The organism is Marinobacter metalliresistant (genome assembly GCF_038098645.1).
Taxonomy (GTDB): domain Bacteria; phylum Pseudomonadota; class Gammaproteobacteria; order Pseudomonadales; family Oleiphilaceae; genus Marinobacter; species Marinobacter metalliresistant.
On sequence record NZ_CP101118.1, the window covers coordinates 1829536 to 1853561 of the forward strand.

The 24026-nt window shown below is 58.7% G+C and carries 23 protein-coding genes; 9 read left to right on the plus strand and 14 right to left on the minus strand.

Going from position 1 to position 24026, the window contains the following annotated elements; genetic code table 11:
- The first annotated feature begins 1 nt into the window (after position 1).
- The 3 genes from NLK58_RS08640 to NLK58_RS08650 are packed head-to-tail and all read left to right on the plus strand — an operon-like array spanning position 2 to position 3041.
- On the plus strand, positions 2 to 1441 hold the full coding sequence (locus NLK58_RS08640; protein ID WP_341582522.1) for a LutB/LldF family L-lactate oxidation iron-sulfur protein: 1440 nt from the start codon (positions 2 to 4) through the stop codon (positions 1439 to 1441).
- On the plus strand, positions 1438 to 2091 hold the full coding sequence (locus NLK58_RS08645) for a lactate utilization protein (protein ID WP_341582523.1): 654 nt from the start codon (positions 1438 to 1440) through the stop codon (positions 2089 to 2091). Before NLK58_RS08640 ends, NLK58_RS08645 begins: the two co-directional genes overlap by 4 nt.
- The gene (locus NLK58_RS08650) at positions 2088 to 3041 is read left to right on the plus strand and encodes an EamA family transporter (RefSeq protein ID WP_341582524.1); all 954 of its coding nucleotides are present in this window, start codon (positions 2088 to 2090) and stop codon (positions 3039 to 3041) included. Before NLK58_RS08645 ends, NLK58_RS08650 begins: the two co-directional genes overlap by 4 nt.
- A gap of 6 nt (positions 3042 to 3047) precedes the next feature.
- Here NLK58_RS08650 and gloA read toward each other — a convergent pair whose 3' ends face one another.
- On the minus strand, positions 3048 to 3596 hold the full coding sequence (gene gloA / locus NLK58_RS08655; protein WP_341582525.1) for a lactoylglutathione lyase: 549 nt from the start codon (positions 3594 to 3596) through the stop codon (positions 3048 to 3050).
- Positions 3597 to 3831: 235 nt separating this feature from the next.
- Here gloA and NLK58_RS08660 point away from each other — a divergent pair, with 235 nt between their 5' ends.
- The 5 genes from NLK58_RS08660 (at position 3832) to NLK58_RS08680 (ending at position 10302) form a co-directional block, all read left to right on the plus strand.
- A complete protein-coding gene (locus NLK58_RS08660; protein WP_117618129.1) occupies positions 3832 to 4491 on the plus strand; it encodes a GntR family transcriptional regulator in 660 nt (219 codons plus the stop codon).
- Positions 4492 to 4885: 394 nt separating this feature from the next.
- Complete coding sequence (locus tag NLK58_RS08665) at positions 4886 to 5908, plus strand: DUF6160 family protein (protein ID WP_341582526.1); 1023 nt, start codon at positions 4886 to 4888, stop codon at positions 5906 to 5908.
- A 60-nt stretch (positions 5909 to 5968) separates the two neighbouring features.
- Positions 5969 to 7027, plus strand: coding sequence for a lysylphosphatidylglycerol synthase transmembrane domain-containing protein (locus NLK58_RS08670; RefSeq protein ID WP_117618131.1), 1059 nt, complete (start codon positions 5969 to 5971; stop codon positions 7025 to 7027).
- The gene (locus tag NLK58_RS08675; protein ID WP_341582527.1) at positions 7024 to 9267 is read left to right on the plus strand and encodes a glycosyltransferase; all 2244 of its coding nucleotides are present in this window, start codon (positions 7024 to 7026) and stop codon (positions 9265 to 9267) included. The genes NLK58_RS08670 and NLK58_RS08675 overlap by 4 nt, the downstream gene beginning before the upstream one ends.
- An 87-nt stretch (positions 9268 to 9354) precedes the next feature.
- Positions 9355 to 10302, plus strand: a complete 948-nt coding sequence (locus NLK58_RS08680) for a DUF523 and DUF1722 domain-containing protein (RefSeq protein WP_341582528.1) — start codon at positions 9355 to 9357, stop codon at positions 10300 to 10302.
- Between the two features lie 88 nt (positions 10303 to 10390).
- On the opposite strand, the gene NLK58_RS08685 is transcribed toward NLK58_RS08680, so the two are convergent.
- The 3 genes from NLK58_RS08685 to NLK58_RS08695 form a co-directional block, all read right to left on the minus strand.
- On the minus strand, positions 10391 to 11122 hold the full coding sequence (locus NLK58_RS08685; protein ID WP_341582529.1) for a DUF481 domain-containing protein: 732 nt from the start codon (positions 11120 to 11122) through the stop codon (positions 10391 to 10393).
- A gap of 21 nt (positions 11123 to 11143) precedes the next feature.
- The gene (locus tag NLK58_RS08690) at positions 11144 to 12163 is read right to left on the minus strand and encodes a rhodanese-related sulfurtransferase (protein WP_341582785.1); all 1020 of its coding nucleotides are present in this window, start codon (positions 12161 to 12163) and stop codon (positions 11144 to 11146) included.
- Positions 12164 to 12288: 125 nt separating this feature from the next.
- Entirely contained in the window at positions 12289 to 13020 is a 732-nt protein-coding gene (locus NLK58_RS08695) for a thioredoxin domain-containing protein (protein WP_341582530.1), read from the minus strand.
- Between the two features lie 127 nt (positions 13021 to 13147).
- Between NLK58_RS08695 and NLK58_RS08700 the strand changes: the two genes are divergently transcribed.
- Complete coding sequence (locus NLK58_RS08700) at positions 13148 to 14128, plus strand: nitronate monooxygenase family protein (protein ID WP_341582531.1); 981 nt, start codon at positions 13148 to 13150, stop codon at positions 14126 to 14128.
- Positions 14129 to 14233: 105 nt separating this feature from the next.
- Here NLK58_RS08700 and NLK58_RS08705 read toward each other — a convergent pair whose 3' ends face one another.
- The 10 genes from NLK58_RS08705 to tkt all read right to left on the minus strand — a co-directional run bounded on the left by NLK58_RS08705 (position 14234) and on the right by tkt (position 23967).
- Entirely contained in the window at positions 14234 to 15574 is a 1341-nt protein-coding gene (locus NLK58_RS08705) for an ISL3 family transposase (RefSeq protein WP_117618138.1), read from the minus strand.
- 12 nt (positions 15575 to 15586) lie between these two features.
- On the minus strand, positions 15587 to 15838 hold the full coding sequence (locus tag NLK58_RS08710; RefSeq protein ID WP_117618139.1) for a hypothetical protein: 252 nt from the start codon (positions 15836 to 15838) through the stop codon (positions 15587 to 15589).
- 181 nt (positions 15839 to 16019) lie between these two features.
- On the minus strand, positions 16020 to 16406 hold the full coding sequence (locus NLK58_RS08715; RefSeq protein WP_341582532.1) for a DUF86 domain-containing protein: 387 nt from the start codon (positions 16404 to 16406) through the stop codon (positions 16020 to 16022).
- On the minus strand, positions 16403 to 16693 hold the full coding sequence (locus NLK58_RS08720) for a nucleotidyltransferase family protein (protein WP_117618141.1): 291 nt from the start codon (positions 16691 to 16693) through the stop codon (positions 16403 to 16405). The genes NLK58_RS08715 and NLK58_RS08720 overlap by 4 nt, the downstream gene beginning before the upstream one ends.
- Positions 16694 to 16869: 176 nt before the next feature.
- Positions 16870 to 17214: a chaperone modulator CbpM gene (locus NLK58_RS08725; RefSeq protein WP_117618142.1), complete on the minus strand. Its 345-nt coding sequence runs from the start codon at positions 17212 to 17214 to the stop codon at positions 16870 to 16872.
- A gap of 13 nt (positions 17215 to 17227) precedes the next feature.
- Entirely contained in the window at positions 17228 to 18199 is a 972-nt protein-coding gene (locus NLK58_RS08730; protein WP_117618143.1) for a DnaJ C-terminal domain-containing protein, read from the minus strand.
- Between the two features lie 206 nt (positions 18200 to 18405).
- Positions 18406 to 19470: a class II fructose-bisphosphate aldolase gene (fba, locus tag NLK58_RS08735; RefSeq protein WP_117618144.1), complete on the minus strand. Its 1065-nt coding sequence runs from the start codon at positions 19468 to 19470 to the stop codon at positions 18406 to 18408.
- Between the two features lie 238 nt (positions 19471 to 19708).
- Positions 19709 to 20869 (minus strand): phosphoglycerate kinase, encoded by a 1161-nt coding sequence (locus NLK58_RS08740; RefSeq protein WP_117618145.1) that lies wholly within the window; start codon positions 20867 to 20869, stop codon positions 19709 to 19711.
- Between the two features lie 57 nt (positions 20870 to 20926).
- Positions 20927 to 21967 carry a type I glyceraldehyde-3-phosphate dehydrogenase gene (gene gap / locus NLK58_RS08745; RefSeq protein WP_341582533.1) on the minus strand — a complete coding sequence of 347 codons (1041 nt, stop codon included), beginning with the start codon at positions 21965 to 21967 and terminating at the stop codon, positions 20927 to 20929.
- Complete coding sequence (gene tkt / locus NLK58_RS08750) at positions 21967 to 23967, minus strand: transketolase (RefSeq protein WP_341582534.1); 2001 nt, start codon at positions 23965 to 23967, stop codon at positions 21967 to 21969. Before tkt ends, gap begins: the two co-directional genes overlap by 1 nt.
- Between the last annotated feature and the right edge of the window lie 59 nt (positions 23968 to 24026).

A 24026-nucleotide genomic window follows, 5' to 3' on the forward strand; every position in this document is an offset into this window, starting at 1 on the left:
CATGAGCGAAACAGCCGAACACACTGACCATCACATCGATGCAAAACAGTTCCACCCCCGCGCTCAGGCGGCCATCCACAACCCCAAGATCCGCAAGAACTTCCGCAGCGCCATGGACGGGCTGATGGCCAAACGCAAAGCGGCGTTCGAAGGCTGGGATCTGGAAACCCTTCGGGATCTCGGTGCCAATGTTCGCCTGCGGGCCCTGGCCAACCTGCCGGACCTGCTGGAACAGCTTGAGAAAAAGCTGACAGAAAACGGCATCAGGGTTCACTGGGCGGTGGACGGCGACGAGGCCTGCCGGATTGTGCGGGATATCTGCAAGGCCCGGGATGCCAGGACGGTGATCAAGGGTAAGTCCATGGTCTCCGAGGAAATGGAACTGAACCATTACCTGGAGGAACAGGGTATCGAAGCCCTGGAATCGGATCTGGGCGAATACATTGTGCAGCTGGCCGGAGAGACGCCCTCGCACATCATCATGCCAGCCATTCACAAGAACACCGGCGAGATCTCCGAGCTGATGCACGAAAAGACCGGCACGGATCTCTCCAACGATGTGGAATACCTCACCGCCAGCGCCCGCCAGCAGCTGCGGAAAAAGTTCATGAACGCGGATGTGGGGGTGTCTGGCGTCAACTTTGCGGTGGCGGAAACCGGCACCCTGTGCCTGGTGGAGAACGAAGGCAACGGCCGGATGACCACCACCGTCCCGCCCTGCCACATTGCGGTAACCGGCATTGAAAAAGTGGTACCGAGCATGGAAGACGTCTCGGCCCTGCTCGCCCTGCTGACACGCTCTGCCACGGGCCAGCACATCACCACCTACTTCAACATGATCTCCGGCCCGCGCAAGGCAGAAGAGCTGGACGGCCCCGAGGAAGTTCATCTGGTGCTGGTGGATAATGGCCGGTCGTCCATCTACCAGGATGACGAGCTGCTGGACACCCTGCGCTGCATCCGCTGCGGCGCCTGTATGAATCACTGCCCGGTGTATACCCGCATTGGCGGCCACGCCTACGGCACCACTTACCCGGGCCCTATCGGCAAGATTCTGATGCCACACCTGATTGGCCTGGACGAGGGCCGTCACCTGCCCAGCGCCTCCAGCCTGTGTGGTGCCTGTGGCGAAGTCTGCCCGGTCAAAATCCCCATTCCGGACCTGCTGGTGCGCCTGCGCCAGGAATCCGTGGATGGCGACAAGCTGCACCCGGCCAAGGTGCGTGGCCATGGCGCAAAACGCAGCGCCATAGAAGCAATGATCTGGAAAGGCTGGGCCTGGATGCACGCCAGCCCGGGCGTTTACCGGCTTGGCACCGCCGCCGCCAGCAAGCTGCGGGCGTTGCAGCCTGCCAGTGCCGGCGCCTGGACCAACTGCCGGACGGCGCCAAAGCTGGCTGCCAAAACCCTGCACCAACGGATGAAGGAGCGTGGCCAATGAGTTCCCGGGAAACGATTCTGCAACGCCTGCGCAACCGGACCGGCGGCGCGCTGACGGTGCCGGAGTGCGATTTTTCGGTACTCGAGAGGCCGGACTGGTCCACCACGGAGCGTGTCGAGCGGTTCGAGAAGATGATCGAATCGGTGCATGGCGAGGTTCACCATTGCACCGAAGACAGCTGGATGGATCGCCTTGCTGAAATCCTGGCCTCCCGGGGCGCCCGCAACCTGCTGGTTGCTAAAGCCCATGAGATTGGCCAGTCCTTGCGCAGCGCCGGCCGTAACGATCTGCCGGAACTGCTGATCTATGACGAGCCCATCGAAAGCTGGCAGGCGCATCTGTTCTATGAAGTGGATGCGAGCATTACTTCCACCCGCGGCGGCATTGCCGAGACCGGCTCGCTGATCCTGTGGCCAACGGTGGACGAGCCACGGCTGATGAGCCTGGTCGCGCCGGTACACATTGCCATCCTCAAAGCCCCGGAACTCTACACAACCTTCCACGAAGCGATGAAGGCCCAGAACTGGTCCTCTGGCATGCCGACCAATGCCCTGTTAATCTCTGGCCCCTCGAAAACCGCCGACATTGAGCAAACCCTTGCTTACGGTGTTCACGGTCCCAAAGAGCTGATTGTGTTGATTATTGAATGATCCGAGGCGCCCTGCTGATCGCCCTGGCCGCCCTGCTCTGGGCGACCACGGGCATTGTTGCGAAATTCCTGTTTACCGGCACTGACCTTCAGGCCATCACCCTGGGCTTTCTGAGGCTGGCGGTGGCGTTGCCGTTTTTCTGGCTGCTGATGCGGCGGGAGCAGACACGGCTTGAGAAAGCCAATCCCGGCGCGAGGGTGGCCGGCGGTTCGCTGCGAAGCCTGCCTCCCGGAACGTTGCTGCCGTTGGCGGCGCTGGGGCTGTTCCAGGCTTTCTACCAGGGCAGCTACCTGCTTGCTGTCGACCTCACCGGTGCCGGCATTGCCACTCTGATTGCACTCTGCCTTCCGCCGGTACTGATCGCCCTTCTGGCGGCACCACTGCTGGGCGAAAAACCCGGGCTACTGACGGTATTGTCCCTGATTGCCGCTATTGCGGGTACCGCCATGCTGGTGCTCAGTGATATGGACACCAGTGGCACACTTCGCCTTGCCGGCATTCTGATGGCGCTGCTGGCTGCCGTGGTGTACACCGGCTTTACCCTGACCAGCCGTTACAGCTCGGCCGGCACCCCGGTATTTACCACTGCGTTTATCTGTTTCTTTACCGCAGCGTTGATCCTGTTGCCGGTGGTGGCAATCAGTGGCGGATTCGAGGGACTGGCAAGCCTGGAACTCAGGCACTGGCTGATGGTGGGCTACATCGGCGTGGTGCCGACATGCATTGGCTATGTAAGTTTCTTCAGCGGCATGAAAACCACACCGGCGACGCTTTCCAGTATCATTGTGACCCTGGAACCCCTGTTCGTGGCCCTGCTGGCCTGGGTGTTCCTGGAGGAGATACTGGGGCCTATCGGCGTTACCGGCGCGCTGATCCTGACCGCGGCGGTGATTGTCGCATCCCGGTATGGCAGCAAGCCCGCCGCCGGCCAGAAGGCCGGCGCGGACTGAGGCGCATCAATCTTCCTTGCGCTGCTTTTCGAGCATGTCCGGCTGCAGGATTTCGATCCAGTAGCCGTCCGGGTCCTTGATAAAGGCCAGGCCTTTCATCTTGCCGTCGTCCGGCTTTTTCACGAATTCGACACCGAGCTTTTCGAAGCGATCACAGGCGGCGTACACATCCGGAACGGCAACGCCGATATGGCCGAAGCCCTGGGGCTCGTCGTTGCCATTGTGGTAGGCAAAACCGTTGTCGTCTTCGGTGCCCCAGTTGTGGGTCAGCTCGAGCATGGCTTCACGGCCGAAGGTATAGGTGGTGCGGTAGGCGTCGTCGTGTGGCACCAGGGCGGCATGGCGGTCGTCCAGGTAACCGAGGAAATACAGGGTGAACTTCATTTCCGGGAAGTCCAGCTTGCGCACCAGGCGCATGCCCATCACCCGGGTGTAGAAGTCCATGGAGCGCTCGGGTTCCTTGATGCGCATCATGGTCTGGTTGAATATATAACCTTCGGTTTCGGGAACGGGGGCGTCGTATAGGCCGGGGGCCTGTTCGAAATGCTTGGGCATTTTGGTTTTCCCTTTTTTCGCAGGATTTAACCATTATACCTGATTGCGTTTCAGGGGGATTTCAAGTTCGGAAAAAAGAACCGGGACTTACGAAACCAACTGATGCTCCCTGCCGGATCAAAGTGTTGTCGCTACCGGATTCAGAGGCTGTGATAAACTCATGCACACAGACTCCCACGCCGGCCCGACAACCTCAGGGACCAACCGGTTTTTACGACCTGTTCAGAGAACCTTTATGGATTTTCAGGCGCCCAACACCCTGGCCGAGCAGATTGCCAATTACCTGGCAGAGCGGATCATGACCGGGCAGATTCGCCCGGGTGAGCGGATTCAGGAGGTCACCCTCGCCGGCGAGCTGAAGGTGAGCCGGGCCTCGGTGAAGGAAGCCCTGTATGCCCTTGAACGCTGGCATCTGGTGGAGATCACGCCCCGCAAAGGCGCCTCGGCAACCCGGCTGGACGCCACCCACGCCTCCGAGCTGTACGATGTATATATGCATTTGCTGATGATGCTGGCCACCCGGCTGTGTGAGCGCTGGCAGGAGGGCGATAAGCCCGGGATGCTGGAGGCGGTGAGCAAGGTTATAGCGCAGATGAAGCGCCCGTCTACCGATATTACGGCGGTGGTGGAGGCGAGCTTTAATGTAATGGAGGTCTGCTGCGAGGTGGTCGATAATCCCTATCTCACGGAGGCTCTGTCAAACTTCAAACCGGCGGTTAGCCGTGCTTATTACCTCAGTGCTGATCGCTACCGCAGAGGTCTTGCCCAGACCAGTGAGTTTTTTGCCAATCTTCCGCAGGCGGTTCTGACGCGGGATTCGGTTAAGGCGCAGGCTTTAATCCGGGAGTTTGCGGAGCATCAGAAGTCTTTGATTCAGCAGGCCTTGGCTTCCTGACTTGGGTGGAGACGATGCGGGTAGGAGCACCTTCCAGAACCGTGCGGAGCCATGGGTGGAGTGCGAAGCACTTCACGGGCAAGCCATGGAGGGCTTGCCCCGGACCTTTGGCGCGACGCAGGAGCAATAAGCGCCAAAGGGCGGAGCCGAGCGTACAGGGATGTATTCACAGCGTGTTCTGGAAGGTGCTCCTACCCGCATCGCCCGCAACTCTTCAGATATTTTCCGCTCTTTGTTGTGAACAGTCTCACAGACCTTTCAGCTTTCCACGCCTATCGTAACAGTCTGTAACAAACCAAAACTTTTGCTGCATTGGTTGTGCTGTCCCCCTGCGGCCCGGGGAGTGCTTTAACGCTCTCCGCCAAAAACAATAAACCAGTCTTTTGGGGCCACCATGACTCTGTCACTTGCCTGTTGTCGAAGTACCACGTCTTCCACACTCTCGCTCTGGGTGCTCGCCCTGGCTCTTCCGCTGCCTGCGTTGGCGGAGTTCAGGCCGATGGGGGATGGTGCGCTGTCTGGCGTTACCGGCCAGGCGGGGGTGACGATTGAGCTGGAAACCAAGCTCAGCATTGACCGGTTCAGCTGGATTGATGAGGGTTCGCTGAATGTGAACGGTCTGCGCTTGTCCGGGCAGAACGATACGGTGCTGGACAACATGAAGCTGACCATCGATATTGCCGGCGATGGGGAGGTGCTGGAGCACGGGTTTTCGGAGATTGCCCGTCGCGCCAATGCCGGGTTGCTGGCCCCGGGCAATCCGGATGTGGCCGATGCTCTGGCGAAGTATTCTGTCGCGGGCTCTTTTGGCAAGCAGTTCAATAGCGGTGATCTGGTGATGCACCTGGGTGCGACGGACTATGGCGACCCGTCCAGTCTGGACGACTACCTGCGGGCGGTCGACTTTGAACTGGCGGCGGACAGTGTGACCAGCACCGGTACCGGGGGGACGGCCACTCTGTTCTCGAACATCCTGCTGCAAGGGTATATTGGGCCGACGGATCTGGTGATTCGTAACGGAGGCAGTTCCACCCGCACTCTGGCCAATGGCAATGAGGTGTCCGGCTCTGAGCTGCAGCTGGATACTCATTTCGAGATTACCAACGGCAGCCTGAACTGGGATGCCGCAGATGTGATTCTGCTGTTCAACTTTGCCGCCGTGGGTATCGAGGGGCTGCAGATTCATAACCGCCGGGGCGACGATACGCTGGGGCATTTCGGCATGGCCAGTGCGACGGCAAAACTCTCCCGGGGAACCAGTGCCGCCTCTGGCAAGGAAGGCCTGTCCATCCATGAGGTTGAGTTCCGGGCGGATATCGACATGCCCGTGTTCAAGGTGGGTGGCACAAGCATCGGCAGCGTTCAGTTCACGGACTTCGCCATCACCAACTCCACCATGATGGTTTATGGTCGCTAGCCTGGACACCAACCACTCCCTACCCTGTAAACTGCCCGTCTAACTCTTGACGGGCAGCCCATGACTGACTCCACTGACATCAATTATTCAAAGCGTGCCTCCGGGCGGCGGCTGGCGATTTTCAGCCTGCTGTTTGTCGGGCTTACCGCCGCCGGGCTGTATGCCGTTTACGATCAGTTTGCCGGGCGCAGCATTACCTTTGATTCCAGACTGATCACTCCGGAAACCCTGTTGTCGGTGGCTGGTTTGTTACTGGTCTATTTCATTTCTGACGGCCTTCGGCTCTACTACACGCTCAGGGCGCTTGGCCATCGGTTACCTCTGCCGGCCATGTTCCGGCTGGTGTTCATTAACCTGTTTTTCTCCAATATCACGCCTATGGCCACCGGTGGCGGCTTCGCGCAGATCTGGTATCTGCATAACCACGGCGTTCCGGTTGGCAGGGCCACGGCCGCCACCACCATCCGGACGGTGCTGGCGGTGGTATTTATCTTTTCCCTGACGCCGGTTTTCCTGTTGACGCTCAAGGCGCTGGATGGCCGTACCATTGCCGGCGACATTGGTACGGCCCTGGCGATTTTTATCCTGATTTACCTGGGCTTCTTCGCCGTTCTGTTGTTCCGCACGCACTGGCTGATCGGCCCCCTCAGCAAGCTCCTCAGAGCGGCCCGCCGGATTCATCTGATAAGCGAGCGTCGGCACCAGAGGTGGCAGTTCAAGGCCCGCCGGGAGATGCTGCGGTTCTCCCGCAGCTTCAGTGACTATCTGCGTGGCCGCCCCCTGTTCGTGGTTTTGTCGATTCTGTTTACCGCGGTTTTCCTGCTCAGCCTGTTCAGTTTTCCGGCACTGCTGATGGCCAGCCTGGACTATGATGTGGATTACCTGGTGTCGCTGGGGCTGCTGGTGGTAACCACCTTCATCATGTATTTTTCACCCACCCCCGGCGCCTCTGGTATTTCCGAGGGTGTTTTTGGCAGCTTCTTCCGGGACATCCTCTCCGGCAATCACCTGATTCTGGTGATTGTCTTCTGGCGCCTGCTGACCATCTACCTGGGAATGATTATCGGCTTGATCGTCTTGCAGAAGGAACTTGTTGCCAACCGCGGGAGAACCGGATGATTTTCCGAAACCCACTCAAGCTTCTGTTCTACCTGTGCCTGCTGGTGGTACTTCTGCTGGTTGGCTATAAGGCCTACCTGAACCTGTTCACCGAGGATTTTGAAGGGGTACACACCGAGCAGGTTGAACGAATCCAGGGCACGGTCCAGCCGGGTGAATCCTTCAGTTTTGCGGTGGTGGGTAATATCAACAATTCCGTGGGGATCTTCGAGGACAGGATCATCCCGGAGCTGAACCGATCCAACCTCGATTTCATGGTATCGGCGGGTAATGCCGTCAGTGGTGGCGGTGAAGACAAGTACCGCGCCCTCTACGGCTCCCTGAGCCACCTGGAGATCCCATATCTGCTCACCTTCGGCGCCCACGAATACGAAGACTTTGGCAGTTTCCGATTTTATGACCATTTCGGACCACACTTCTTCAGCATCCAGGCAGGCAACAGCCGGCTGATTTTCCTGGACAGCACCGGTAAAACACCCTGGCGCTGGCAGATCCGCTGGCTGCACGAACTGCTTGCCAGGGACGAATCAAAGGCGCGGATCCTTTTTATTGGCCACCCACCGCTGCACCCGGAAGAAAATGCCCCGTTCGACAGACAGGATGACTACCTCGCACCGCCCGAATTCAGGGACGCGTTACTCCGGGCGGTGGATGAGCACGACATTGACCGGGTGTTCTCCGCCAACCTGTCTCTTTACTCGGAAAAGCAAATGGGGGATACCATGTTCATAACCACCGGTGGCGCCGGTGGTCTGGTGGTGAACAACGACATCAGTTTCTATCACTATGTACGAGTGGATGTGAACGCAGAGGGGCAGGTCAGCCACACACTGCAACGCCTGGAGGTGGGTCAGCACCCGGTTCTGAAGCGCCTGGAAAGCCTCTGGTTTTTTATCTATTCCCTGTTCTACACGGGCTACATCAATTTCCTGTTGATTGTCGCGGTGTTCGCGGCCATTGCGATCAAATTGTACGGCGCGATTTTCATCGGCAAGGATTACTACCCGGATTACGATCTGGACCCGGCCCCCTGGCTTGAGCGCCCGTTGCGAGTGGCCATGTTTACCAACAACTACCTGCCGTTCATCGGCGGTGTTCCGATTTCGATCGAGCGGCTGCGACGGGGGCTGGAAAAGCTGGGAGACAAGCTGCTGATCGTGGCGCCACGGTACAAGAACCAGCCGGAGGCGGAAGCCCACGTGCTGCGGGTGCCCTCACTGCTGGCCATGGGGGAGAAACGGGAATTCCGGCTGGCCAATATTTTCCTCGGCCGGATCCGCAAGCGGGTTCGCGCCTTCGCGCCGGACATCATCCATCTGCACCACCCGTTCTGGCTGGGCTCGTTGGGGCTGTTCGTAGCGCGGCGGCTGAAGGTACCAGCGATTTACACTTACCATACCCGCCTGGAACACTACGCCCACTTTGTGCCCCTGCCGGGGAGGCTGTTCCGCAACCTGATCTCCCATACCCTGATCAAGCGCTTTTCCAACAAGTGTGACGGCGTGATTGTGCCAACCTACTCCACCGAGGAATACCTTCGGATGATCGGGGTAAAAACGCCGACCTTTGTGCAGCCCACGGGCATTGAATACCAGCGTTTCCGGGACGTTCGCCGGGAAGATATTGACCAGTTGCGTAATCAGCTGAACCTTGGAGACGAGAAGGTTTTCGTCAGCGTCTCGCGGTTATCCAATGAGAAAAACATCGACTTCATGATTGAAGCGATTGATGCCCTGAGGCGGGAAACCGATGTGCCGTTCCGGTTCCTTATGATTGGCGATGGCCACCAGAAAGACCGGTTGCAGAAGAAGATAGAAGACCTTGACCTCCGGCAACATTTCACTCTGGTGGGTGCCATCCCCCCGGAAGACATGGCCACCTGGTACCGGCTGGGTGACGCCTTCCTGTTTGCCTCGAAATCCGAAACCCAGGGCATGGTGATCCTGGAGGCCATGGCGGCGGGGCTGCCGGTGGTGGCCGTGCGCTCCAGCGGCATCGAGGATGTGGTGCGGCACGGTTTCAATGGCTTCAAGACGCCGGAGAAGCAGGACCAGTGGCGGGCGCAGGTCAGGAAACTGCTGGAAGACGACGAACTGCGCAGCAAACTTGCCTCACAGGCTCTGGATTTTGCGAAGGACTATTCCGTCGAGCAATTTGCCACTGACGTTCGCACAATTTACGCCACCACCCTGGCCCTGTTCGCCAAGAAACGGAAACGCTCAGCAAGCAATCAGGAATAGTCAGGGTTATGGTTTTCCCGTGCACCCTGATCGGTCCAGACTGAGTTCACGTATTATAAAAGTCGTTTTAACCATCGGAGAGTCTAAGTGAGCGGCATCCCCGTCGGAATCAGCACCTGCCTGCTGGGCAGGGAAGTTCGCCATGATGGCGGCCACAAACATTCCCGTTACTGCACCCAGGTGCTGTCAAAGCACTTTGAGTTTCGTTCCATCTGCCCGGAGCTGGAAGCAGGCCTGGGCGTGCCCCGCCCGGCCATTCACCTGCGTGAATACAGCGATGGCCTTCGGCTGATCGAAACCAGGGGCACGGCGGATCACACCGGCGCCATGCAGGGCGTTATCGACCAGATCATGCCCACCCTGGCAGACCTTCGGGGTTACATCCTGATGGCCAAATCGCCCAGCTGTGGCATGGAGCGCATCAAGGTGCACAACGAGAATGGCCAGGTGACCCGCAGGGACGGCCGGGGCATGTTCGCCGAAGCTCTGTTGAAAGCCTATCCGCTGATGCCGGTGGAGGAGGAAGGCCGCCTCAACGACGACATGCTTCGGGAAAACTTTATCGAGCGGGTCTTTGCCTACGACGACTGGATGCAGAATGTCGCGGGCGATAATCTTTCGGCCAGGGCGCTGATCGAATTCCACACCCGCCACAAGTTCCAGCTTCTGGCCCACTCCGAGAAGATCTACCGCCAGCTCGGCCCCATGCTGGGGGACCTGAAATCGAAGCCACTGGAAACCATCTCCAGCCGTTACATCAACCAGTTCATGGAGGCCATGAGCCAGAAAGTCAGCCGGGGCTCCCACCTGAATGCCATGCAACACCTGATGGGCTACCTGAGAGACTCCATGGGCGACGAAGACCGTAAGGTGTTGATGGAGCAGATGGCGGCCTACCGCCGGGGTGAGGTGCCGTTGGTGGTGCCCATGACCCTGCTGCGTATGGCCCAGCGCCGGGAGCCGGTGGATTACCTGCACGCCCAGCAATACCTTACGCCCTATCCGGACGAGCTTGGCCTGAGAAACAACGTTTGAAGCCTGAAGATGGGGTCAGATGAAAAAGGGGTCAGATGAACTTTTCATCTGACCCCTTTTTCATCTGACCCCTTTTTCACGCCGTTAATCAGAAGCCATAGAGAAGCGAGAGTGACGTCTCGGTGTCGGTGTTTTCAGAGCCGGCCGGGGCGTCGGATACATGCTTCACCCGGAGCGCCGCCTTCATCGAAAGGTTGCCCGCCACATTGGCCTGCAGGGAGGTCTCTGACTGGCTTATCGTGTTGTTCTCATCCAGCCCGATTTCGGTGCTGAGCTTCTGGCGGAACAGTGCGTTCGCAGACAGGGCATAATCAACCTGGCCGGCAAGGCGGACGATGGCCTCTTTTTCAGAATCTTCTCCCTGCGCGTTAACCCTGTCCAGCTTGTTGTAGCGGTAACCCGCACCCGCTGAGAGATCGAAAAAAGACCGATCACCCGACCGCCAGAGCCGGTTTCCGTAACCAGTGGTCACTGAGGATTCGAAATCGTAGCCAGAGAAGCGGTCGTTCTCCCAGGAGCCGCGAAGAAACCAATACTGTTTTTTGTCGAACTTGTAGTCGGTTTCCAGAGCGGCCAGGTACTCCTCGGCCGTGGTTTCGTCCTCCGCTTCGGAGTAATTGGTGCTGAAGTCCCCGGTATGGCGCCAGGTTTCCACTTCACGAATCAGACCGAGACGGCCCTTGATGTTGGTCTCCTCGGTGTTGCCGGTGGTAACCAGCACACCAAGTTCGGTTTCGCCCTTCCAGTTATCCGCCTCCTGCCCATTGGCAAACGGCGCGATAACAACTGCGGTGATGGCTACTGCCTGTCGTAACTCCATGAAGTCTCCTATTGGTGTTGGTCAGGCTCCCTCGGTTTTCCTGGCTTTTTCACCGGCCAGGCTTTTCCGGGCCTGATGCTCTCTTTCTGCCTTTTTCTGCGTCTTGCGCTCGGCAATGATACGGGCGGCTTCACCGCCCACGTGGGCCTCGCCACGCTGCTCTGCCAGACGCATCTGACGTTCACGCTCGGCGAACCGGGCCTTCTGCTCTTCGGTCAGCGAGTCGATGCACTGGTGACAGCTGACACCCGGCTCGTACTCCGGGCGAGCTTTGTCTTCCTCGGTAATCGGCCTGCGGCAGGCGTGGCACTGATCGTACTCGCCACGCTCCAGCCTGTGGTTGACGGTTACCCGGTCATCAAACACGAAGCATTCTCCGCGCCACAGGCTCTGCTCTTCGGGTACCTCTTCGAGGTATTTCAGGATACCGCCCTTAAGGTGATAGACCTCTTCAAAGCCCTGTTCCTTCAGGTATGCGGTGGATTTCTCGCAACGGATACCGCCGGTGCAGAACATGGCCACTTTCCTGTGCTTCGATGGATCGAGATTCCGCTTCACGTATTCCGGGAATTCGCGGAAGGTCTCGGTGGCCGGATTGACGGCATTTTTAAAAGTGCCAATCTCGACTTCGTATTGATTACGGGTATCGACAAGAACCACGTCCGGATCGGAGATCAGATTGTTCCATGCTTTCGGGTCCACATACGTACCGACAATGCGCTTCGGATCAATCCCTTCCACGCCCATGGTGACAATTTCCTTCTTGAGCTTCACCTTGGTGCGTTTGAAGGGCTGGATATCAACAAAGGATTCCTTGTAGTCAATACCATCAAAACGCTCATCGCCGGTAATCCAGGCTTTCACGGCATCAATGCCTTCTCGGCTGCCGGCGATGGTACCGTTGATACCTTCCCTTGCCAGCAGCAGGGTGCCGTGGACGTCTTGCTCCAGCATCAGGTCCAGCAGCGGCTGGCGGAGGGACTTGTAATCGTTCAGGACTGCGAACTTATACAGTGCGCAGACAACAACGTTGTTGCTCATCATTTTCTCCTGCGGGCCGGATCGTAAATCCGGAGCATGGGTTCGGGGTTATTCAAAGGCCGAAGCCTGAGAGGGCGCAGATTCTAACCAACTCAGGCTCACGATCAAGTGCAGGTTTTGCAGCGCTACCTGGCCTTGCTGGCAAGCTCGCGCTCCACAACAGCGGAAAGCTGCCCCCAGCCCGGCCGCGTCAGGCGGATATTATCCACCAGAACGGTGGGTGTGCTGGTTACCCGAAGCTGCATGGCAACGCGGCGGCTTTGTTCTACGGCCTCGCGATGCAATTCGGTGGTCATACAGCGGCGGAAGCGCCGTTCTTCAAGGCCGAGGTCGCCGGCGTACCGGGTGAAGGTTGCCACCGGGTCGTTAGAGCCACTCCACTCGGTCTGGGAATCGTAGAGGCGATCGTGCATGGCCCAGTAGGTGCCCTGATCACCTGCACAGCGGGCAGCCTGGGCCGCGGGCATGGCGTTCTGGTGCTGCTGCAGGGGCAGGTCAAAATAGACGAACCGGACCTTGCCCTCGTCCACGTACTCCTGCTTCAGGCGCTTGCTCGCCGAGGAGAAGTTGCCGCAGGCCGGACACTGATAGTCTGCAAACTCCCGCACCACGACAGGAGCATCCTCCGGGCCCACTGAAACCCCGAACTGGTCCAGCTGCGCCGGGAATGCCTCGGCATTGGCGGAAGCCACAGGCAGTTCGTCGGAGGTTGGCTCCGGTGCGGCGGTCAGGAACACTAACCCGAAAGCCACCGCGGCGACCACGAGCACTCCGATACCAATATAAAGCGGCTTGTTGGATTTTCCTTTTCGGGGAGGCGGTGCACCGGTTTCCTTGCGACGTTTTGCTTCACCCATGATGGGGCTCCTTTTTGTGTTTCTGATTTTCCGGAATTAATTAGCTGGCGACCGTTTTCAGAGCCAGCGTGGCACGCTAAGATCCTTTATATCCTACAAAAGTTCCAACAAAAACTAAGGAATCCTCATGCCACTACCCGAATCCCTGCAAGACATGCTCACTCTGCCGCTGGTTGCCGCACCCATGTTTCTGATTTCCGGCCCGGAACTGGCGCTGGCCTGTTGCAAACAGGGCATTGTGGGAAGTTTTCCGGCCCTGAACCAGCGCACCAGTGAGGGTTTTGAGGGCTGGCTGATCCAGATGAATGAACAGCTGGACGCCTTCCGGACATTACATCCGGATCACAAGACAGCGCCGTATGCGGTGAACCTGATTGTGCACCGGACCAATCCACGCTGGCAGGCAGATCTTGAGCTGTGCGTGAAACACCGGGTGCCGATCATTATCACGTCACTGGGCGCGGCCAGCCAGGTGGTCGAAGCGGTGCACGGCTACGGCGGCGTGGTATTCCACGATGTGACCAACCAGAAACACGCACGGAAAGCGGCGCAAGCCGGCGTCGATGGCATCATTGCGGTAGCGGCCGGCGCCGGCGGCCATGCCGGCACCATTAACCCGTTTGTACTGGTGCACGAAATCCGTGAGGTGTTTGATGGCACCATCCTGCTGGCCGGCGGGCTGTCTCATGGCGAAGACCTGCTGGCTGTAAAGGCCCTGGGTGCAGACCTGGCCTACATGGGTACCCGGTTTATCAATACCACTGAATCCCAGGCGGAAGAGGCTTACCGGAGCATGATCATTGAAGCGGTTTCCGGTGACATTATCCACACACCGGCGGTGTCCGGTGTGCCCGCCAGCTTTATGCGGCAGAGCCTGGAGGCCGCCGGATTCCCCATGGACAAGCTGAACCAGGCGGGCGACATCAATTACGGAGAAAAGCTCAAACCCATTGACGATGAAGCCATGGCCTGGAAAACCGTCTGGTCTGCTGGCCAGGGCGTCAGCCAGATCCACGACGTGCTGAGTGTCGCGGATCTGGTGAAACGACTGAGCGAGGAATACCAAAACGCCCGGGCCTGGCTAGTGTCATCTCCCCCGGCCCTCTGATGGCGACGGAAATCATCACGATTTATTGTCAGGGCATGAATACTGTTGGGAGCTATGAGTTCGCCTTCAAATTCAGGGTATCTGCATTTCGTGATTGATCCGGGGTCAGATGGCCCCATCCTCGATCAGCTTCACCAGTGTTGATAGATCGGCCCCGTAGTTGACCCCCTTCTCCTCCGGTTCCGGCCTTGTGAAGCTGATACTCTTCCTCATCATCACCCCACCAAATCCGGTATCCTGTGGCGGCTGACGCTTGCGCTTGAAGTTCGGGCGCTTGACCTTGTGAGCCCCCTCCGAGAAAAGGATTTTGACTCTCAAGGCCTCAAAGCTATAGCCACGACCCAGGCGATTCATCACCCGAATGAGGTTGTTCAGGCTCTCAGTGTAGGCATTGGTAATGGCGTGATCGAAGTAGGCGAAAATGTGCGGATGCCAGTTATCCATCGCCCTGACCAGTGGGTAAAACGCCTCGCGCACCTCCGGCACCAGGTTGTCCCTCCAGATGGCATAGGCTCGCTCTGCATCGGCACGGGTATCCATGTCCCAGATACCGTAGAACGCCTCTTTGGCATCGTAGGCAGCCTCCAGCATCGGGTAGTTGGCCGTCCAGCCCGAGAGCTTGAGGTATTCCTTGTCGGTGAGTTCGTTACGGCGCTTGAGCAGCACGAAGCGGTCGTGCATCAGTCCCCGGCGTTCTTTGGTGGTGAGTTCGGCACGCTGGGCCTTGCGGATCGTATCCAGGGCCTCATTCGCCATCCTGACCACATGAAACTTGTCGATCACGATGGTCGCCTGTGGCATCAGAGCCTCCACCGCCTCTCGGTAAGGGTTCCACATATCCATCGCCACATATTGCACCTTCTCGCGCCCCTGCATGGTCTGGAAGTGGCCCATGACCGTCTTCTTGGTGCGGTCGCGCAGAACCTCGACCGCCGTGTTGTGCTCAATGTTGGAGATAATGCAGCGGGGTTTCTTGATGATGTGGATTTCGTCAATGCCCATCCACTTCGGCACCTCGAAGCAAACCGTGCGCTCCAGCTCGTTGATGTAGTCGCGGAAGACGTTTTTGACGGTGTTCTCAGCCAATCCCACCTCATCGGCCAGGTGCGCGAAGGGGCGTTTGATGGCCTGCTTGCCCACCCAATCGACCAGGCGTGCGGTCATCAGTCGCTTCTCATCGACATCCGGTAGACGCTCGTAGAAGGTCTTTCCGCACTGGCGGCAGCGATAGCGCCTGGTATCGACATAGATACCGACACGTTTTCCGTGCATGGGCAGGTCGCGGATCAACTGCTCACGGCGTCCGAACCCGACAATCTCTCTGTGGCCGCAATGCTGGCAGGCGGATGGGTGCTTCGTTGCCCCGGCCCAGATGTGGTAGTCGTGGTCGTCTTCCTCGATGCTGGCGATAGTGTAGGAGGGAAGATTCAGAATATTGCGAGGCATGTTATTCGTGGGTCACAGCAGACTCTCCACGCATTCAAAACACCGGCAATCTGCTGCGTGTATCTCTATGGCATTCGTGCTTTTGGTGGCAACTTCAAAGAACGGCACTTCACTATTGTCCGTTTCTGCAACCCACATACCTTTCGCCGTTGACCAAACAATTGAATGCGGTTCTTGATCAATCATGATGGTATCGTGCTCATAGAGGTCGTTCCCGTTGGTATCCTCGAACCCAGTGAACAACTCCAGATCGACGGTTTCCATGCTGTTTACCGCTGTGCAACCCTGTTGAAGTTGAAACCACAAAACGGGCAGGTGCCGTCAATGCGTGAACGTGTGCGGTAGCGTTTGCAGGTTGAGCGATAGCAGGTGACGCTCTGGCTCTTACTTGGATGCCATTTTTGGCGAGGCGGAGAAACGGCTTGGCTTTGTTTGTCGGCGATACTCATGGGGATGGAGATGCCCCCGGATAATTGAGGGATTGAATTACCTCCCCAACCTGCACTTCCAATTCCGGCAAATCTCTCTCGACAGTCCTCCAGACCACATCCAGATCGACTTTGAAGTACCCATGCGCCAAGGCATTTCGCGTGCCGTAAGCCGCTTTGAGGGGAAAATCTGGATGCTTTATCGCAAAGTCAGGGAAATGACGTTGGATACTACCTGCCGCCTCACCGATGATCTCCAGGTTGCGGATCACTGCATCCTGTTTCTCTTCATTAACAAGGAACCCGACTTGATCAATGTCCTGGAGATAGCGCTGAATACGACCGATAGCCTGCTGGATGTGCCCAAGGTAGTCTCTCAGGGCGAGTTCATCCCGACGACTCATACAGCCCGAGCCTCATTGAGCACTTCCATTTTCCACCTGTCAGGCAGCGCAGCGGGAGTCAGTACATCAACCTCTACTCCGAGGAGTTCAGTCAGCTCTGTGCGAATAGCACCAACATCGAAGAGGGAGGTTTCCTCCGTGGTGTCGATGAGGATGTCCAGATCGCTTGCATCCGTATCCTGTCCGTGGAGGACGGAACCGAAGATACGCGGGTTTTTGGCATGATGCCGCTCCACGATCTGCCGTATGGCATCACGGTGCTGTTGATATGCGGTAGATGGCTTCATACAGAGGCCCTCATTGGTACTCAGATAGCCTAACTTTAGGGCATCTAGTGTCCGCCGTCAATCACGCATTGCGTTTTTGCGCCATAGTTACGGCATAGTTACGGCATTTGAATCGAGCAGAGGAAATCTACGCCGAGATTCAGGCGCTGGAGGAGAAGAAATAGCCGGGGGAGCCTTTACTCCCCCATCAACTGCCTGATCCGATGGTTGAGCCGCGCCACTTCCCGGCGCATTTCCTCAACCTCATCGAGCAACTCCAGAGACATCGCGAGGCCGGGCAGATTCATTTTCAGATCCCGTTGCAGTCTTTGGGCTTTGCGCAACCGGTTTAGGGCCGCGACATCGAACTGCCATTGCCGGGCCTCCGGGGAGTCCTCCAGTGGCGCAATGATGCCGTAGTCAACCAGTTTGATAACAAACTCGGCATGGCATTCGCCGCGTTCGCAGATTTCACGCAGGGTGAAGGTGCTGCCATCCTGGTCGAACACCTCTACCGTCAGAATATGGTCTTGCTTGTTCATCCCTTACTCCCGCTCACACGTGAAGCCTGCTGCGTGGATTGAAGTTTTTCTCTGCCTCGGCCAACTGGGCATAGAGCTTTTCAGCCTCCGGGCTGTGTTTCTCAGGCATGGCCACCTGAAGAACGACGATCTGGTCGCCCGGATGTTTGCCCGGGAAGCCTTTGCCCTTGAGCCTGAGCTTACGGCCGCTGGTGGAGCCCTTCGGGACTTTGACATTCACCTTGGAGCCAACCGTTGGCACAGTCACCGTTGCACCCAGAGCCGCCTCCCAGGGCGCCACGGGCACGGTAACCATGACATCGCGGCCTTCAATGGTGAAATGCGGATGCGGCGCGAACTCCACCTCGATGAACAGATCGCCAGGCTCACCGCCGCCAATACCCGGAGCACCCTGACCTTTCAGGCGGATATGCTGCCCCTCGCGCATGCCGGCGGGGATCTTCACTTTCAGGGTTTTCTGCCTCGGAATAACCCGGCCATGCGGGTCGGCTTCGTGCACGGTAAACGACACCTGCTTGTCGCAGCCATGGAAGGCTTCTTCCAGGAACAGGGCGATCCTGGCATGGACATCTTCACCGCGCATTTTCATGTTCTGGCGGAAACCTCCACTATCAGAACCACCGGAGAACCCACCCCGGCGACGGCCTCCGAAGATCTCCTCGAAGAAATCGCTGAACTGGCGGGCATCGGCCTCAGTATAGCCACCGCCGCCAAAACCGGATGCGCTCTGCCATCCGGGTGGCGGCTCGAAAGAACCATCAGCCTTGGCGCCGTACTTGCGCAGCTGATCGTATTCCGCCCGCTTCTCTGGGTCTTTCAATACTTCGTAGGCCTCACCAAGATCCTTGAACCTGGTGTCGGCGTCCTTTTCCTTGCTGACATCCGGATGATACTTCCGGGCCAGCTTCCGGTAAGCCTTTTTGATCTCCTCGGAGGAGGCAGACTCGCTCACACCGAGCACGGCGTAATAGTCTTTGAAGTCCATTCTGGTCCTCACCGCTGGTTAATCTGCTGAGCGAATTGCTCGTATACTAACCACTATATTTGATGAGGTTCGGGAAATTACAAGGGTGGGGTTGTTCTTACTTGAGGTGGATCAGGGTTTGGGGTGGACACTGGAGGTTGGCAGAGCCAGACCACCTGGGCGCCACCCTGAAGCCATCAGGCTACAAGACGGCGCACTCCAAGGGCTTACTTGACCTTCGGATCCAGCTCACCGGAGGCATACCGCTCAAACATGCGCTCCAGGTTGACCGGTTTGATCTTGCTGGCGTTGCCGGCACAACCGAAGGCTTCGTAGCGTGCGATGCACACGTCGGTCATGGCCTTCATGGTTTCCTTGAGGAATTTGCGCGGGTCAAACTCCGCCGGGTTTTCGCTCAGGAAGCGACGGACGGCACCGGTGCTTGCCAGGCGCAGGTCGGTGTCGATGTTGACCTTGCGCACGCCGTGCTTGATACCTTCCACGATTTCTTCAACCGGGACACCGTAGGTTTCCGGGATCTCGCCGCCGTATTCGTTGATGATCTTCAGCCACTCCTGGGGTACGGAGCTGGAGCCGTGCATGACCAGATGGGTGTCCGGGATACGGGCGTGGATGGCTTTGATCTGGTCGATAGCCAGGATGTCGCCTGTGGGCGGACGGGTAAACTTGTAGGCGCCGTGGCTGGTACCGATGGCGATGGCCAGGGCGTCCACGTGGGTCTTCTTGACGAAATCCGCGGCTTCTTCCGGGTCGGTCAACATCTGGCTGTGGTCCAGGGTGCCTTCGGCGCCGATGCCGTCTTCTTCACCGGCCTGGCCGGTTTCCAGGGAGCCGAGGCAGCCCAGTTCGCCTTCTACGGAGACGCCACAGGCGTGGGCCATTTCAACGGTGCGGCGGGTGACGTCAACGTTGTAGTCGTAGTCGGTCGGGGTTTTGCCGTCTTCACCGAGGGAGCCGTCCATCATCACGGAGCTGAAGCCCAGTTGGATGGAGCGCTGGCACACGGAGGGGCTGGTGCCGTGGTCCTGGTGCATGACCACCGGGATGTGCGGGAATTCTTCGATGGCCGCGAGGATCAGGTGGCGCAGGAAGGGGGCGCCGGCGTATTTGCGGGCACCGGCAGAGGCCTGGACAATCACCGGGGAGTCGGTTTTGTCGGCGGCTTCCATGATGGCGCGCATCTGTTCCAGGTTGTTGACGTTAAAGGCTGGCACACCGTAACCATGCTCGGCGGCGTGATCCAGCATTTGCCGCATCGAAATCAGGGCCATGGGTCGTCTCCTTCATTTGGACTTTGGATGTTTGAATTCTGTTTTGGTGCAGACTTTGGTCGTCAGACGTTGGAGTCTGCTGCGGCAGGTGGGGACCGCTTTCCGGGACACGCTGTGAATACGTCCGTGTACGCTTGACTGCAGCATCCATGCTGCAGACAGTCCCGGAAAGCGGTCCCCCACCTGCCTTGCGATTCTGACCTTATTGCTAGCCTCAGTCAGAACCGCATCTATTTGTTCACTCTCCGCGCTCTTCCAGTACCGCTACCGCCGGCAGTGTTTTGCCTTCGACGAACTCGAGGAAGGCGCCACCGCCGGTGGAGATGTAGGAGATTCTGTCAGCAACGCCGTACTTGTCAACGGCGGCGACGGTGTCTCCACCGCCGGCCAGGGAGAAGGCGTTGCTTTCGGCGATGGCCAGAGCGAGTGCTTTGGTGCCATTGCCGAACTGGTCAAATTCGAAAACGCCGACCGGGCCGTTCCAGAGGATGGTTTTGGCGTTTTTCAGTACGTCGGCGAACTTGCCAGCGGTTTCCGGGCCGACGTCGAGGATCATGTCGTCGTCGCTGACGTCGGAGATGTTCTTGGTGGTGGCGGTGGCGGTTTCGGCGAATTCGCTGGCTACCACTACGTCGACCGGCAGAGGGATTTCAACGCGGGAGGCAATGTCCTTGGCGGTGTCGATCAGGTCGTGCTCGCACAAGGATTTACCGACCGGGTGACCCGCTGCGGCCAGGAAGGTATTGGCGATGCCGCCGCCAACGATGATCTGGTCGCAGACTTTTTCCAGGGCGTTGAGTACATCCAGCTTGGTGGAGACCTTGGAGCCGCCAACGATGGCAACGACGGGCTTGGCCGGGTTGTCCAGGGCTTTGCCGAGGGCATCCAGTTCAGCGGCCAACAGCGGGCCGGCGCAGGCTTCGGGGGCGAATCTTGCCACACCGTGGGTGGAGGCCTGGGCGCGGTGGGCGGTGCCGAAGGCGTCCATTACGTAGACGTCGCACAGGGCGGCGTACTTCTTTGCGAGGTCTTCGTTGTCTTTCTTTTCGCCTTTGTTGAAGCGGACGTTTTCAAACAGGACCACTTCGCCATCGGCGACTTCAACGCCGTCCAGGTAGTCCTTGATCAGGCGCACTTCCTGGCCCAGCACCCTGGAGAGATGGTCAGCGACGGGCTTCATGGAGGAGGCTTCGTCGTACACGCCTTCTTCCGGGCGCCCCAGGTGTGACATCAGCATGACCCTGGCGCCGGCGTCTTTGGCGGCCTTGATGGTCGGTAGTGACGCGCGGATGCGGGCGTCGCTGGAGACCTTGCCATCCTTGACCGGCACGTTCAGGTCTTCGCGGATCAGCACCCGCTTGCCGGCGAGGTTGAGGTCGGTCATTTTCTTGATGGCCATAACGTTCTTCCCTAAGTCTGTGTGAACACGTGAACATGGGTCTGCCCCCATACGGGGTCAGACCCCTTTTTCAGTCTTTTCCAGCCAACAGCGGCTGACATCGAGCATCCGGTTCGCGAACCCCCACTCATTGTCGAACCAGCACAGCACTTTCACCATGGTGCCCCCGGTTACCCGGGTCTGACCGCCGTCCACGATGCCGGAATGGGCGTCGTGGTTAAAATCGGAGCTGGCCAGCAGTTCGTCGGTGTAACCGAGAATGCGCATCAACGGGCCGTTGGCGGCCTCTTCTAACAGTTTGTTCACCGTTGCCACATCCGTGGACTTGCCCACATTAACGACCATGTCGATGGCAGACACGTTCATGGTGGGCACCCGCATGGCCACCGAACTGAACTTACCCACCATGTGAGGCAGCAGGCGCTCGATGCCTTTGGCGAGCCCGGTTTCCACCGGGACGATGTTGTGCAAAGCGCTGCGGGTGCGGCGCAGGTCCTGGTGATGATAGGCATCGATCACCGGCTGGTCGTTCATCGCCGCGTGAATGGTGGTGGTACTGCCCTGCTCCACATCGAAGGCTTCGTCCAGTACCTTGATTACAGGCACCAGGCAATTGGTGGTGCAGGAGGCGGCGGCGACGATGACGTCCTCCGGGCAGAGATCGCGGTCGTTGATGCCGTAGACCACGGTGCGGTCCACATCCGATTCCGCCGGCTGGGAAAACAGCAGACGTTTGGCACCGGCCTGGATATGGCGTTCTGCGGTGGCGCGATCGGAATAGGCGCCGGAACACTCAAGCACCAGGTCAACTTTCAGGAGATCCCAGGGCAGCTCCGCCGGTTCGGAATGGCGCAGGACCCTGATGGCGTCACCATTGACCATCAGGTCCTGGCCCGCTACGGAAATCTCACCCTGGAACCGGCCATGGGTGGAATCGTAGCGGGTCAGGTGGGCAATGGTGTCGATATCCGACAGCTCATTAATGGCGACCACCTGCAGGTGGTCGCGGAAGCCGTTTTCATAAAGCGCACGCAACACGCACTGGCCGATTCGGCCGTACCCGTTGATGGCAATGCGAAAAGGCGCGGAGTCTGTCATCAGGCGTCCAGCAATTCAGCGGCCACTTCCAGAACATTGTCGACGGTAAAGCCGAATTCCTTGAACAGCTCACCGGCAGGCGCGGACTCACCAAAGGTGGTCATGCCGATAATACGGCCGTCCAGGCCCACGTACTTGTACCAGTAGTCGGCAATGCCGGCTTCGATAGCAATGCGGTTGGTCACGTCCAGCGGCAGAATCTGCTGCTTGTACTCGGCGCTCTGGGCATCGAAGGTATCGGTTGACGGCATGGAAACCACACGCACCTTGCTACCCTGCGCACGCAATTTGGTAGCGGCGTCCTGGGCCAGGCCCACTTCGGAGCCGGTAGCGATCAGGATCAGTTCCGGTGCGCCTTCGCTGTCAGACAGGATGTAAGCACCCTTGGCCACATCCGCGAGCTGCCGGGCATCGCGGTCCTGGTGCGGTAGTCCCTGACGGGAGAAGACCAGGGCAGTCGGGCCGTCGGTGCGCTCGAGGGCCGCTTTCCAGGCCACGGCGGTTTCCACCGTGTCGGCCGGGCGCCACATGCTCATATTCGGCGTGGTGCGCAGGCTGGCCATCTGCTCAACTGGCTGGTGAGTGGGACCATCCTCGCCCAGGCCGATGGAGTCATGGGTGAACACAAAGATTGAACGCTGCTTCATCAGCGCGGCCATCCGAACCGCGTTGCGGCAGTATTCCATGAAGATCAGGAAGGTGGCGCCGTAGGGCACGAAGCCGCCGTGCAGGGCGATGCCGTTCATGATCGCGACCATGCCGAACTCGCGCACGCCGTAGTGGATGTAGTTGCCGCTGGCGTCTTCCCTGGTCAGTCCCTTGCTGCCGCCCCAGATGGTCAGGTTGGAACCGGCCAGGTCGGCCGAACCACCCATCAGTTCCGGCAACAGGGGACCGTAGGCGTTCAGGGTGTTCTGGGAGGCCTTGCGGGAGGCAACCGTTTCGCCCTTGTCCTGGCATTCCTGAATGTAGGCCTGGGCCTTGCCGGCAAAATCTGAAGGCAGATCACCGGCCATGCGGCGCTTGAATTCCGCGGCCAGCTCTGGCTCGGCCTTTTCGTATGCGGCGAACGCCTGCTCCCACTCTGACTGAGCCGCTGCGCCTTTTTCACGTGCGTTCCAGGCGGCTGCGATTTCGGACGGAACCTCAAACGGGCCGTATTGCCAGCCCAGTTGCTCGCGGGTCAGCGTGATTTCGTCGTCACCGAGCGGCGCACCGTGGCTGTCTTCCTTGCCCTGCTTGTTGGGAGAGCCGAATCCGATGATGGTCTTGCAACAGATCATGGTGGGCTGATCGGTGTTGGCGCGGGCAGCCTCAATGGCAGCGCGCACGGCGTCGGCATCGTGGCCGTCCACCGCCGGAATCACCTGCCAGCCGTAGGCTTCGAAACGCTTCGGGGTGTCGTCGGTGAACCAGCCTTCCACTTCACCATCAATGGAAATGCCGTTGTCGTCGTAGAAGCAGATCAGCTTGCCCAGGCCCAGGGTGCCGGCCAGGGAGGCCACTTCGTGGGAGATTCCCTCCATCAGGCAGCCGTCACCGAGGAAGGTGTAGGTGTAGTGATCCACAATGTCGTGGCCGGGACGGTTGAACTGCGCTGCCAGCGCCTTTTCCGCCAGGGCGAAACCCACGGAATTGGCAAAACCCTGCCCGAGAGGACCGGTGGTGGTTTCAACGCCCGGGGTATAACCGTATTCCGGGTGGCCCGGTGTTTTCGAGTGCAACTGACGAAAATTCTTCAGGTCGTCAATGGAAACGTCGTAACCGCTCAGGTGCAGCAGGGAGTACTGCAGCATGGAGCCGTGACCGTTGGACAGCACGAAGCGGTCCCGGTTGGCCCACTGAGGGTTAGCCGGGTTGTGGCTCAGATAATCGTTCCACAGTACCTCGGCGATATCCGCCATACCCATGGGCGCACCCGGGTGGCCGGACTTGGCTTTCTGAACCGCATCCATGCTCAGCGCGCGAATGGCGTTGGCGAGATCTTTACGAGACGGCATTGACGTTTCTCCAGTGTTTATCGGGAAAGAATTCGGACTGCTTAAAAAAGAGGCGCGTA

Coding starts and splice junctions, on each gene's coding strand:
- NLK58_RS08640 (WP_341582522.1), top strand. CDS start 2: ATGAGCGAAACAGCCGAACACACTGACCATCACATCGATGCAAAACAG.
- NLK58_RS08645 (WP_341582523.1), top strand. CDS start 1,438: ATGAGTTCCCGGGAAACGATTCTGCAACGCCTGCGCAACCGGACCGGC.
- NLK58_RS08650 (WP_341582524.1), top strand. CDS start 2,088: ATGATCCGAGGCGCCCTGCTGATCGCCCTGGCCGCCCTGCTCTGGGCG.
- gloA (WP_341582525.1), bottom strand. CDS start 3,596: ATGCCCAAGCATTTCGAACAGGCCCCCGGCCTATACGACGCCCCCGTT.
- NLK58_RS08660 (WP_117618129.1), top strand. CDS start 3,832: ATGGATTTTCAGGCGCCCAACACCCTGGCCGAGCAGATTGCCAATTAC.
- NLK58_RS08665 (WP_341582526.1), top strand. CDS start 4,886: ATGACTCTGTCACTTGCCTGTTGTCGAAGTACCACGTCTTCCACACTC.
- NLK58_RS08670 (WP_117618131.1), top strand. CDS start 5,969: ATGACTGACTCCACTGACATCAATTATTCAAAGCGTGCCTCCGGGCGG.
- NLK58_RS08675 (WP_341582527.1), top strand. CDS start 7,024: ATGATTTTCCGAAACCCACTCAAGCTTCTGTTCTACCTGTGCCTGCTG.
- NLK58_RS08685 (WP_341582529.1), bottom strand. CDS start 11,122: ATGGAGTTACGACAGGCAGTAGCCATCACCGCAGTTGTTATCGCGCCG.
- NLK58_RS08690 (WP_341582785.1), bottom strand. CDS start 12,163: ATGAGCAACAACGTTGTTGTCTGCGCACTGTATAAGTTCGCAGTCCTG.
- NLK58_RS08695 (WP_341582530.1), bottom strand. CDS start 13,020: ATGGGTGAAGCAAAACGTCGCAAGGAAACCGGTGCACCGCCTCCCCGA.
- NLK58_RS08700 (WP_341582531.1), top strand. CDS start 13,148: ATGCCACTACCCGAATCCCTGCAAGACATGCTCACTCTGCCGCTGGTT.
- NLK58_RS08705 (WP_117618138.1), bottom strand. CDS start 15,574: ATGCCTCGCAATATTCTGAATCTTCCCTCCTACACTATCGCCAGCATC.
- NLK58_RS08710 (WP_117618139.1), bottom strand. CDS start 15,838: ATGGAAACCGTCGATCTGGAGTTGTTCACTGGGTTCGAGGATACCAAC.
- NLK58_RS08715 (WP_341582532.1), bottom strand. CDS start 16,406: ATGAGTCGTCGGGATGAACTCGCCCTGAGAGACTACCTTGGGCACATC.
- NLK58_RS08720 (WP_117618141.1), bottom strand. CDS start 16,693: ATGAAGCCATCTACCGCATATCAACAGCACCGTGATGCCATACGGCAG.
- NLK58_RS08725 (WP_117618142.1), bottom strand. CDS start 17,214: ATGAACAAGCAAGACCATATTCTGACGGTAGAGGTGTTCGACCAGGAT.
- NLK58_RS08730 (WP_117618143.1), bottom strand. CDS start 18,199: ATGGACTTCAAAGACTATTACGCCGTGCTCGGTGTGAGCGAGTCTGCC.
- fba (WP_117618144.1), bottom strand. CDS start 19,470: ATGGCCCTGATTTCGATGCGGCAAATGCTGGATCACGCCGCCGAGCAT.
- NLK58_RS08740 (WP_117618145.1), bottom strand. CDS start 20,869: ATGGCCATCAAGAAAATGACCGACCTCAACCTCGCCGGCAAGCGGGTG.
- gap (WP_341582533.1), bottom strand. CDS start 21,967: ATGACAGACTCCGCGCCTTTTCGCATTGCCATCAACGGGTACGGCCGA.
- tkt (WP_341582534.1), bottom strand. CDS start 23,967: ATGCCGTCTCGTAAAGATCTCGCCAACGCCATTCGCGCGCTGAGCATG.